Below are 10,870 nucleotides of genomic sequence, written 5' to 3'. Positions count from 1 at the left end.
GGCCGCTCCTACAAAGAACAGCGCGCGGCCTGCAAGAAATGAATATGTTCTATTTGGCAGAGCGAGAGTGGATGTGAGCAAACGAGCCTTTAACTTCTGCGCAGGCCCTGCCGCGCTTCCTGACGCTGTGTTGCAGCGCGCCCAGGCCGAGATGCTGGACTGGAACGGCAAGGGCTTGTCGGTGATGGAAATGAGCCATCGCAGCGACGACTACGTGGCCATCGCCGAAAAGGCCGAGCAGGACCTGCGTGACCTGCTGTCCGTCCCCTCCAACTACAAGGTCCTGTTCCTGCAGGGCGGTGCCAGCCAGCAGTTCGCCGAAATTCCGCTGAACCTGCTGCCGGAAAACGGCACTGCCGACTACATCGAAACTGGCATCTGGTCGAAAAAGGCCATCGAGGAAGCGCGCCGCTTCGGCACCGTCAACGTCGCCGCCAGCGCCAAGCCCTACGATTACCTGGCCATCCCGGGCCAGAATGAGTGGAAGCTGACCAAGAACGCCGCCTACGTCCACTATGCGTCCAACGAGACCATCGGTGGCCTGCAGTTCGACTGGGTTCCGCAAACCGGCGACGTGCCGCTGGTGGTCGACATGTCTTCCGACATCCTCTCGCGCCCCATCGATGTCTCGCAGTACGGCATGATCTACGCTGGCGCGCAGAAGAACATCGGCCCGAGCGGTCTGGTGGTGGTGATCGTCCGTGAAGACCTGCTCGGCCGTGCCCGCAGTAGCTGCCCGACCATGCTCGACTACAAGGTCGCGGCTGACAACGGCTCGATGTACAACACCCCGGCCACCTATTCCTGGTACCTCTCTGGCCTGGTGTTCGAGTGGCTCAAGGAGCAGGGTGGCGTCGAGGCCATGGAGCAGCGCAACCGCGCCAAGAAGGACCGCCTGTACGGCTTCATCGATGCCAGCGAGTTCTACACCAACCCGATCAGCCTCAACGCCCGTTCGTGGATGAACGTGCCGTTCCGCCTGGCTGACGAGCGCCTGGACAAGGCCTTCCTCGCTGGTGCCGACGCCCGTGGCCTGCTCAACCTCAAGGGGCACCGTTCGGTTGGCGGCATGCGCGCCTCAATCTACAACGCCCTGGGCCTGGAAGCGGTTGAAAGCCTGGTGGCCTACATGGCCGAATTCGAGAAGGAGCACGGCTGATGTCCGAACAGGAACTCAAAGCCCTGCGCGTTCGCATCGACAGCCTCGACGAGAAGATCCTCGAGCTGATCAGCGATCGCGCCCGCTGCGCCGAAGAAGTGGCGCGGGTCAAGACCGCCTCCCTGGCCGAGGGCGAAAAGCCGGTGTTCTACCGCCCGGAGCGTGAAGCCGCCGTGCTCAAGCGCGTGATGGAGCGCAACAAGGGGCCGCTGGGCAACGAAGAGATGGCGCGGCTGTTCCGCGAAATCATGTCGTCCTGCCTGGCCCTGGAAGAGCCGCTCAAGGTCGCCTACCTCGGCCCGGAAGGCACCTTCACCCAGGCCGCGGCCATGAAGCACTTCGGCCATGCCGTGGTCAGTCGCCCGATGGCAGCCATCGATGAAGTCTTCCGCGAAGTGGCGGCCGGCGCCGTCAACTTCGGCGTGGTGCCGGTGGAAAACTCCACCGAGGGCGCGGTCAGCCACACCCTGGACAGCTTCCTCGAGCACGACATGGTGATCTGCGGCGAAGTCGAGCTGCGCATCCACCACCACCTGCTGGTGGGCGAAAACACCAAGACCAACAGCATCACCCGCATCTACTCCCACGCGCAGTCGCTGGCCCAGTGCCGCAAGTGGCTCGACGCGCATTACCCGAACGTCGAGCGCGTTGCCGTTTCGAGCAATGCCGAGGCGGCCAAGCGGGTGAAGGGCGAGTGGAACTCGGCGGCGATCGCCGGGGACATGGCAGCCAACCTGTATGGTTTGACTCGCCTGGCTGAAAAGATCGAAGACCGCCCGGACAACTCCACGCGCTTCCTGATGATCGGCCAACAGGAAGTGCCGCCAACCGGTGACGACAAGACCTCGATCATCGTGTCGATGAGCAACAAGCCAGGTGCGCTGCACGAGCTGCTGGTGCCGTTCCACGATAACGGCATCGACCTGACCCGCATCGAGACCCGCCCGTCGCGCAGCGGCAAGTGGACCTACGTGTTCTTCATCGACTTCGTCGGCCACCACCGCGACCCGCTGATCAAGGCGGTGCTGGAGAAGATCAGCCAGGAGGCTGTGGCGCTCAAGGTGCTGGGTTCCTATCCAAAGGCGGTGCTTTGATTTGAGAGTGTTGGGGCCGCTCCGCGCCCCATCGCGACACAAGGCCGCTCCTACAGGAGTGCGCGGTACCTGTAGGAGCGGCCTTGTGTCGCGATGGGCTGCAGAGCAGCCCCAATGGCCCTCACACACTGTCTAGCTTTCTGAACAGGGTTCGCACCAGTGGTAAATGCAGCAAAAACCAAACCCGCGCCAATCATCAATCGCCTGGTCGTGGTCGGCCTCGGCCTGATCGGCGGTTCCTTCGCCAAGGGCCTGCGTGAAAGCGGCCTGTGCCGCGAAGTGGTCGGTGTCGACCTCGACGCCCCGTCGCGCAAACTGGCCGTGGAGCTGGGCGTGGTCGACCGCTGCGAAGCCGACCTCGCCGCCGCCTGTGTTGGCGCCGACGTCATCCAGCTCGCCGTGCCGATCCTGGCCATGGAAAAGGTCCTGGCCCGTCTGGCCCAGCTCGACCTCGGCGATGCGATCATCACCGACGTCGGTAGCGCCAAGGGTAACGTCGTACGTGAAGCGCGTGCCGTTTTTGTAAACGAGAGCGGTGAGCGCCTGCCGCGCTTCGTGCCAGGCCACCCCATCGCCGGCTCCGAGCAGAGCGGGGTAGAGGCCGCCAACGCCACCCTGTTCCGTCGCCACAAGGTCATCCTCACGCCACTGCCGGAAACCGACCCGGCCGCCCTGGCCCTGGTCGACCGCCTGTGGCGCGCGCTGGATGCCGATGTCGAGCACATGCCGGTGGAGCGCCATGACGAAGTGCTGGCTGCCACCAGTCACCTGCCGCACCTGCTGGCCTTCGGCCTGGTCGATTCGTTGGCCAAGCGCAATGAAAACCTCGACATCTTCCGGTACGCTGCGGGAGGTTTCCGCGATTTCACCCGAATCGCCGGCAGCGACCCAACCATGTGGCACGATATCTTCCTCGCCAACCGCGAGGCTGTCCTGCGCACCCTGGACACATTTCGCAGCGACCTCGACGCCTTGCGCGACGCGGTCGATGCTGGGGACGGGCACCAGCTGCTGGGTGTTTTCACCCGTGCGCGCGTTGCCCGCGAGCATTTCAGTAAAATCCTGGCCCGCCGGGCCTATGTGGACGCTATGAACGCCAACGATCTGATTTTCCTGGCCCAACCGGGTGGCCGCCTGACCGGGCGAATCCGCGTACCGGGCGACAAGTCGATTTCCCACCGTTCGATCATGCTCGGCTCGCTGGCCGAAGGCACGACCGAAGTCGAAGGGTTCCTCGAAGGCGAGGACGCCCTGGCGACCCTGCAGGCATTCCGCGATATGGGTGTGGTCATCGAGGGGCCGAACCACGGCCGCGTGACCATTCACGGCGTCGGCCTGCACGGCCTCAAGCCGCCACCAGGTCCGCTGTACGTCGGTAACTCCGGCACATCGATGCGCCTGCTCTCCGGCCTGCTGGCCGGTCAGTCGTTCGATGTCACCATGACCGGCGACGCCTCGCTGTCCAAGCGCCCGATGAACCGTGTGGCCAACCCGCTGCGCGAAATGGGTGCCGTGGTCGAGACTGGCCCGGACGGCCGCCCGCCGCTGACCATTCGCGGTGGCAGCAAGCTCAAAGCGCTGACCTACACGCTGCCGATGGCCAGTGCCCAGGTCAAATCCTGCCTGCTGCTGGCGGGCCTGTACGCCGAAGGCAAGACCACGGTCACCGAGCCGGCCCCGACCCGCGACCACACCGAGCGCATGCTGCGCGGCTTCGGCTACTCGGTCGAAAGCAACGGCCCGGTCGCCTCGCTGCAGTCCGGTGGCAAGCTCACCGCCACTCGCATCGAAGTGCCTGCGGATATCTCTTCGGCAGCGTTCTTCCTGGTCGCAGCGTCGATCGCCGAAGGCTCCGAGCTGGTGCTCGAGCACGTCGGCATCAACCCGACCCGTACCGGCGTGATCGACATCCTGCGCCTGATGGGCGGCGATATCACCCTGGAGAACCAGCGTGAAGTCGGCGGCGAGCCGGTGGCTGACCTGCGCGTGCGTGGCGCCAAGCTCAAGGGCATCGACATCCCCGAGGAGCTGGTGCCATTGGCCATCGACGAGTTCCCGGTGCTGTTCGTTGCCGCCGCCTGCGCCGAAGGGCGTACCGTGCTGCGTGGCGCCGAAGAGCTGCGGGTGAAGGAATCCGACCGCATCCAGGTGATGGCTGACGGCTTGATCACCCTGGGCATCAAATGCGAACCGACCCCCGATGGCATCATCATCGACGGCGGTCAGCTCGGTGGTGGCGAAGTGCACGGTCATGGTGATCACCGTATCGCCATGGCCTTCAGCGTTGCCTCGCTGCGTGCCAGCGCGCCGATCCGCATCCATGATTGCGCCAACGTCGCCACCTCGTTCCCGAACTTCCTCAAGCTGTGTGCCGATGTCGGTATCCGTGTCGCCGAAGAGGGAAAAGCGTGAATACTCAGGCTCCGGTCATCACCATCGATGGCCCAAGCGGCTCGGGCAAAGGCACGGTCGCCGGGCTGCTGGCTCGCGAGCTGGGCTGGCACTTGCTGGATTCGGGTGCGCTATACCGGTTGCTGGCCTTCAATGCCAGCAATCACGGCGTCGACCTGACCAACGAAGAGCTGCTCACCAAGCTTGCCGCTCATCTGGATGTGCAGTTCATCGCTGCCCAGCCCGGTAAGCTTCAGCAGACCATCCTCGAGGGCGAGGACGTCAGCCAGGTCATTCGTACCGAAACCGTCGGTGCTGGCGCTTCGATGGTCGCGTCGTTGCCGGCGGTGCGTGATGCACTGCTGGAGCGTCAGCGGGCGTTTCGTGAAATGCCAGGCCTGATCGCCGACGGCCGCGACATGGGCACCGTGGTGTTCCCGGACGCGCCGCTCAAGGTCTTCCTCACCGCCAGCGCCGAGGAACGCGCCCGTCGCCGTTACCTGCAGTTGAAGGGCAAGGGTGAAGATGTTAGTCTGTCGAGTCTGCTAGATGAGATTCGTGCGCGCGACGAGCGTGACACCCAGCGTGCAGTGGCCCCGCTGAAACCAGCGGCCGATGCCATTCAGCTGGACTCTACCGAGTTGTCCATCGAGCAGGTGCTGCAACGTATCAGGAGCGAGCTCGCCCAGCGCGACTTGGTCTGATAGCCAGGAGAGCAGGCAGGGGCACCAGTCAACGTCCTGCCTGCTTTCCTTTACTTAAAACAAACCCACATTGTCTGGAATGTGGCGAGGGGCGTCTGTTTCGCCCGAATCTACAGGAATTAAAATGAGCGAAAGCTTTGCAGAACTCTTTGAAGAAAGCCTGAAAACCCTCAATCTTCAGCCGGGTGCAATCATCTCCGGTATCGTTGTCGACATCGACGGCGACTGGGTTACCGTACACGCTGGCCTGAAGTCCGAGGGCGTCATCCCGCTCGAGCAGTTCTACAACGAAGCTGGCGAGCTGACCATCAAGGTCGGTGACGAAGTTCACGTTGCGCTGGACGCGGTCGAAGACGGCTTTGGCGAAACCAAACTGTCCCGTGAAAAAGCCAAGCGCGCCGAGTGCTGGATTGTTCTGGAAGCAGCTTTCGCCGCCGAAGAAGTGGTCAAGGGCGTTATCAACGGTAAGGTTAAGGGCGGCTTCACTGTCGACGTTAACGGCATCCGTGCGTTCCTGCCGGGCTCCCTGGTTGATGTCCGCCCAGTGCGCGACACCACCCACCTGGAAGGCAAAGAGCTGGAATTCAAGGTCATCAAGCTGGACCAGAAGCGCAACAACGTTGTCGTTTCCCGTCGCAGCGTGCTGGAAGCCGAGAACTCCGCCGAGCGCGAAGCCCTGCTGGAAACCCTGCAGGAAGGCCAGCAAGTCAAAGGTATCGTCAAGAACCTCACCGACTACGGCGCATTCGTGGACCTGGGCGGTATCGACGGCCTGCTGCACATCACCGACATGGCCTGGAAGCGCATCAAGCACCCATCGGAAATCGTTAACGTTGGCGACGAAGTCGACGTACGCGTTCTGAAGTTCGACCGTGAGCGCAACCGCGTTTCCCTGGGTCTGAAGCAGATGGGCGAAGATCCGTGGGTAGCTATCACTGCACGTTACCCAGAAGGTACTCGTGTACAGGCTCGCGTTACCAACCTGACCGACTACGGCTGCTTCGCTGAGCTGGAAGAAGGCGTTGAAGGTCTGGTACACGTTTCCGAAATGGACTGGACCAACAAGAACATCCACCCGTCGAAAGTCGTTCAGGTTGGCGACGAAGTGGAAGTCATGGTTCTGGACATCGACGAAGAGCGTCGTCGTATCTCCCTGGGCATCAAGCAGTGCAAGTCCAACCCATGGGAAGACTTCTCCGGCCAGTTCAACAAGGGTGACAAGATCACCGGTACCATCAAGTCGATCACCGACTTCGGTATCTTCATCGGTCTGGACGGCGGCATCGACGGCCTGGTTCACCTGTCCGACATCTCCTGGAACGAAACCGGCGAAGAAGCCGTACGTCGTTTCAAGAAGGGCGACGAGCTGGAAACCGTCATCCTGTCGGTTGACCCAGAGCGCGAGCGCATCTCCCTGGGCATCAAGCAGCTGGAAGACGATCCGTTCTCCAACTTCGTTGCTGTCAACGACAAGGGCGCTATCGTCAAGGGCATCGTGAAAGAAGTTGACGCCAAGGGCGCCATCATCACCCTGGCCGACGACATCGAAGCCACTCTGAAAGCTTCCGAAATCAGCCGTGACCGCGTTGAAGACGCGCGTAACGTCCTGAAGGAAGGCGAAGAGATCGAAGCCAAGATCATCAGCGTTGACCGCAAATCGCGCGTCATCAGCCTGTCGATCAAGTCGAAAGACGACGCTGAAGAGCGTGAAGCCATCCAGAGCCTGAAAAACGCTCCGGAAGCGGCTGCCGACACCACCATGGCTGCGCTGCTGCGCGAAGCGATGGCCAAGCAGAACTGAGTTCTGTTTGATCGGTAAAAAGGGGTGGCCTTCGGGCCACCCTTTTTTTATGCCCGAATTTCTATCCCAGGCCATGCGCAACCCCTGTAGGAGCTGGCTTGCCTGCGATGGGCTGCAAAGCAGCCCCAGTTGCAATGGACCTTATTTCCTGACACGTCGATCTTGAATTTTTTTATTAAGTCAAGAACCGGCCTGTTCAAATCCCTCCGAGCGTGCTACAAACTGATTAAGCAATGATCTAGCTGCTTGATAACGAAGGGAAAAATATGACGAAGTCGGAGCTGATCGAACGTATTGTCACCCATCAGGGGCTGCTCTCGTCCAAGGACGTGGAGCTGGCCATCAAGACCATGCTTGAACAGATGTCCCAATGCCTGGCCACAGGGGATCGCATCGAGATCCGCGGTTTTGGCAGCTTCTCGCTGCACTATCGCGCCCCCCGCGTGGGTCGCAACCCGAAGACGGGGCAGTCGGTCAGCCTGGAGGGCAAGTTCGTGCCGCACTTCAAGCCCGGCAAAGAGCTGCGCGACCGGGTCAATGAAGAAGACGAAGCTGAAGCCTGATCAACAAGGAGTAATCTGATGCGTAACCTCAAGCGCGCCCTGGCGGCGGTATTCGTGCTGCTGTTGGCGGCTGTGGTGCTGTTCTTCGTATTGGAGAACCAGCAGGCGGTTGCGCTGGTACTGTTTGGCTGGTCAGCGCCGGCGATGCCTGTTGCGGTGCCCGTGTTGGCGGCTTTGGTCGTCGGCCTGGCGGTTGGGCCGCTGCTGGGGGCTTACGGTGTGCAGCGCAGCAAGCGCAAGATCCGCGCATCGGCACGTCAGGCAGCACTGAGCGGGGACTGACGAAATTTCCTACATCTATGTAGGAAAGTCTCACCTATGCATGCGCCCGTCGAAATGGAGTAATAGGCACCTCATTTCGGCCTTGGCGAGCGTGCAGCAGTATGGAGTTTCCCGCCCTTTCCCATCATGGTGGCACCCGAAGCGTCACAGGGTCGTGCCATCAGCTTCATCTCGACCCGGCCACCAGCCTGTTGATCGATTGTGGTCTGGAGCAGGGGAGCGAGGCTCCTCCAGGCGCTGAGTTTGCGCCTATTGGTTTCGATATCGCCGGTATCCAGGCACTCGTCGTCACCCATGTCCATCTCGACCATGTCGGTCGTATCCCGGCGCTGCTGGCCGCGGGGTTTCGCGGGCCAATCCTCTGCAGCGAACCCTCTGCCAAGCTATTGCCGTTGGTGCTGGAGGATGCCTACAAGCTAGGTATCAGCGCAGATCCAGTCCAGATCGATCGTTATCTGACGCTGTTGGAGCGCCTGATCGTTCCGCTTCCCTATGAGCAGTGGCATTGTGTTGTCGAGCGGGGTGGTGTCGCCTGCTCCATTCGCCTGCAGTGTGCCGGCCATTTGCTCGGTTCGGCCTATGTGGAGTGTGATGTGCGGGGCGGGGGCGATGAGCCTAGTTCACGCGTCGTCTTTTCGGGTGACCTTGGGGCGCCCGGCAATCCACTATTGCGCCCTGTGCAGCCGCCAGAACGGGCCGATATCCTGGTGTTGGAAAGCACATACGGTGATCGGCTGCATGCAGACCGCAGCGATCGCCAGCAGCGGCTCGAAGCGGTGATCGATCGGGCGCTGGCCGATAACGGTACCATCCTGATACCGGCTTTCAGTCTCGGTCGCACCCAGGAGCTGCTGTACGAGATTGAAGATATCCTCCATCGCAAGGCGCTGCTCAACGAGTCTCGGCAGGCCCCTGGCGACGATCCGGTGCAAGCGATCGACTGGTCGCGCTTGCCGATCATTCTGGACTCGCCGCTGGCCCAGCGCATCACCCAGGCCTACCGCGAACTGCATGAATACTGGAATCACGAGGCTCGGAAGCGGCTGAGCGAGGGCAGGGCGCCGCTGGGGTTTGCCCAGTTGGTGTGCGTGGATACCCATGCACAGCATCAGAAGGTGGTGAACTATCTCAAGAGCACTGGCCGGCCAGCGATTGTGATTGCCGGTAACGGGATGTGTTCGGGGGGACGGATCGTCAATTACCTGAAAGCGATGCTGGGGGATGCTCGGCATGAGGTGGTGTTTGTTGGCTACCAGGCGAAAGGCACGCCGGGGGCGGTGATACAGGCGAGCGAGGGGGCGGAGGGGTTTGTGCAGATTGATCTGGATGGGCGGATGTATGACATCAAGGTCAAGGTCATGACTCTGGGAGGGTATTCCGCACATGCTGATCAAAAGGGGCTCGCTGCGTTTGCGACAGCAATGGCGGCCGCACCTGCCCAGATATTGCTTGTGCACGGAGATATGAAGGCGAAGAGAATGCTAAGAAATGTGCTTGAACAAATGTTTGCAAGCAAGGGGGAGGTGCCGCAGATGATGATACCGTACTGACCGTTCAGCGCCTCGTACCAGGTGCAGAATCAAGCTGAGGAACATCTGGCATCATCGCAGATCTAAGACCGTCTGCGAATTTCGACCTGCCGCGTTTGCTTGGAAGGGCGCAATCGTGTACAGATAGCAGGCAAAATGCCGCACTGCCCAGACAGCCCGCACAGTGCGTGCGACGGTCGATGCTTTGATGATTTTAGACGGACCTCAGGATAATCAGAATAAATGCTTAACGAACCACAGCACCCTCGGCGGGACGATGAAATTGAACTTGTTGACTTGGTGCAGGGCATCTGGCGCCAGAAGGTATGGGTTGCACTAGTTGCAGCGCCCATTGTGGCGGCTGGTGTCGCCTATGCGTTGAAGGCCATGCCAGTCTACGAAGCGAAATTATTCGTCGAGCCGCCGACACAAAATGATATCGCACAGCTGAATTTCGGTCGTGGCGGTGCGTCTGGTCTGGCGCCTGTAACTGTAAAAGAGGTATACGACACCCATCTGCAGGCGTTGCAGTCGGAAGCTGTGCGTAACAAGTTTTTCCGAGAAGTGTATTTGCCTGGTTTGAGCGAAGAGCAACGTCGTGGTTCGCGAGACGCACAATACGGTGACTTTAACAACTCGCTCTCGGTGGCACTCGCGGGCAAAGGGTCGTCTACCCGTTACGCCGTCACTGCATCAGTTTCAGACCCTCAGCAAGCTACGCAGTGGGTGGTAGCCTTTAACGAGCTGGCCTCAGAAAGCGCGAAGCGTAAGGTACTGCAAAGCAATCGCAGCGACATGTTGATCAAGGCAGATAACCTGCAAAATCAGATTAACAGCGCGAAAAGCAGCGCGCGCAAGGAGCGAGAAGATCGGATCGCTCAGTTGAAGGAGGCATTGGTTGTTGCCAAATCCGTGGGCCTTGAAAAGCCTCCGCTTATTTCAGAGCCGTTGTCATCCCAAGTGTCTTCTGCAATGGGCGGTTCTCTGACCTACATGCGCGGCAGTAAAGCGCTTGAGGCTGAAATCTCTACGCTTGAAGCTCGCTCTTCAGATGACCCGTTCATCGAAGGATTGCGAGCAAAGCAAGAAGAAATAGCGTTTTATCGTAATCTCAAGCTTGATCCAGCGGTGGTTCAGGTTTTTGAGCAGGACGGTGCGGTCGAAGTGCCTGATCAGCCAGTCAAGCCGAAAAAGTCTCTAATCGTCATGCTGAGCTTGGTGCTGGGGCTTGGCGCAGGATTCCTGACTGCGATTGTCAAGGATTTGTGGGTCAGACGTAGTGAACGCCGGGCTTAGTTAGCTGGCTAAGTATAAAGTCGGTGCCCAGTGCTTTGCTGCTGCTGGGCC

General features: G+C 60.6%; 9 protein-coding genes. All 9 read left to right on the top strand.

What is annotated here, in order from left to right; translation table 11 throughout:
• Positions 1-73: 73 nt before the first annotated feature.
• The 9 genes from serC to ACIPW4_RS15395 all read left to right on the top strand — a co-directional run bounded on the left by serC (position 74) and on the right by ACIPW4_RS15395 (position 10,819).
• On the top strand, positions 74-1,159 hold the full coding sequence (gene serC, locus ACIPW4_RS15435; RefSeq protein ID WP_400659143.1) for a 3-phosphoserine/phosphohydroxythreonine transaminase: 1,086 nt from the start codon (positions 74-76) through the stop codon (positions 1,157-1,159).
• A complete protein-coding gene (pheA, locus tag ACIPW4_RS15430) occupies positions 1,159-2,253 on the top strand; it encodes a prephenate dehydratase (protein ID WP_400659141.1) in 1,095 nt (364 codons plus the stop codon). Before serC ends, pheA begins: the two co-directional genes overlap by 1 nt.
• A 159-nt stretch (positions 2,254-2,412) precedes the next feature.
• Positions 2,413-4,665, top strand: a complete 2,253-nt coding sequence (locus ACIPW4_RS15425) for a bifunctional prephenate dehydrogenase/3-phosphoshikimate 1-carboxyvinyltransferase (protein WP_400659140.1) — start codon at positions 2,413-2,415, stop codon at positions 4,663-4,665.
• On the top strand, positions 4,662-5,348 hold the full coding sequence (gene cmk, locus ACIPW4_RS15420; RefSeq protein WP_400659138.1) for a (d)CMP kinase: 687 nt from the start codon (positions 4,662-4,664) through the stop codon (positions 5,346-5,348). The genes ACIPW4_RS15425 and cmk overlap by 4 nt, the downstream gene beginning before the upstream one ends.
• 124 nt (positions 5,349-5,472) lie before the next feature.
• Positions 5,473-7,149 (top strand): 30S ribosomal protein S1, encoded by a 1,677-nt coding sequence (gene rpsA, locus ACIPW4_RS15415; RefSeq protein ID WP_027918186.1) that lies wholly within the window; start codon positions 5,473-5,475, stop codon positions 7,147-7,149.
• A gap of 266 nt (positions 7,150-7,415) precedes the next feature.
• Positions 7,416-7,712 carry an integration host factor subunit beta gene (ihfB, locus tag ACIPW4_RS15410; protein ID WP_003252675.1) on the top strand — a complete coding sequence of 99 codons (297 nt, stop codon included), beginning with the start codon at positions 7,416-7,418 and terminating at the stop codon, positions 7,710-7,712.
• Between the two features lie 18 nt (positions 7,713-7,730).
• Positions 7,731-7,994 carry a lipopolysaccharide assembly protein LapA domain-containing protein gene (locus ACIPW4_RS15405; protein WP_400659136.1) on the top strand — a complete coding sequence of 88 codons (264 nt, stop codon included), beginning with the start codon at positions 7,731-7,733 and terminating at the stop codon, positions 7,992-7,994.
• Between the two features lie 101 nt (positions 7,995-8,095).
• Positions 8,096-9,544 (top strand): MBL fold metallo-hydrolase, encoded by a 1,449-nt coding sequence (locus ACIPW4_RS15400; RefSeq protein WP_400659135.1) that lies wholly within the window; start codon positions 8,096-8,098, stop codon positions 9,542-9,544.
• Between the two features lie 222 nt (positions 9,545-9,766).
• A complete protein-coding gene (locus ACIPW4_RS15395; protein ID WP_400659133.1) occupies positions 9,767-10,819 on the top strand; it encodes an LPS O-antigen chain length determinant protein WzzB in 1,053 nt (350 codons plus the stop codon).
• The last annotated feature ends 51 nt before the right edge of the window (positions 10,820-10,870 follow it).

It is taken from the genome of Pseudomonas sp. NPDC089996, from assembly GCF_044748405.1.
GTDB lineage: Bacteria > Pseudomonadota > Gammaproteobacteria > Pseudomonadales > Pseudomonadaceae > Aquipseudomonas.
The sequence above is the reverse complement of the archived record's forward strand: the minus strand, read 5'-3'. Positions and strand labels throughout refer to the sequence as shown.

Bases quoted from the DNA above. Each gene is read 5' to 3' on its own strand.
- ACIPW4_RS15400 (WP_400659135.1), top strand. From the start codon at position 8,096: ATGGAGTTTCCCGCCCTTTCCCATCATGGTGGCACCCGAAGCGTCACA.
- ihfB (WP_003252675.1), top strand. From the start codon at position 7,416: ATGACGAAGTCGGAGCTGATCGAACGTATTGTCACCCATCAGGGGCTG.
- pheA (WP_400659141.1), top strand. From the start codon at position 1,159: ATGTCCGAACAGGAACTCAAAGCCCTGCGCGTTCGCATCGACAGCCTC.
- ACIPW4_RS15405 (WP_400659136.1), top strand. From the start codon at position 7,731: ATGCGTAACCTCAAGCGCGCCCTGGCGGCGGTATTCGTGCTGCTGTTG.
- rpsA (WP_027918186.1), top strand. From the start codon at position 5,473: ATGAGCGAAAGCTTTGCAGAACTCTTTGAAGAAAGCCTGAAAACCCTC.
- ACIPW4_RS15395 (WP_400659133.1), top strand. From the start codon at position 9,767: ATGCTTAACGAACCACAGCACCCTCGGCGGGACGATGAAATTGAACTT.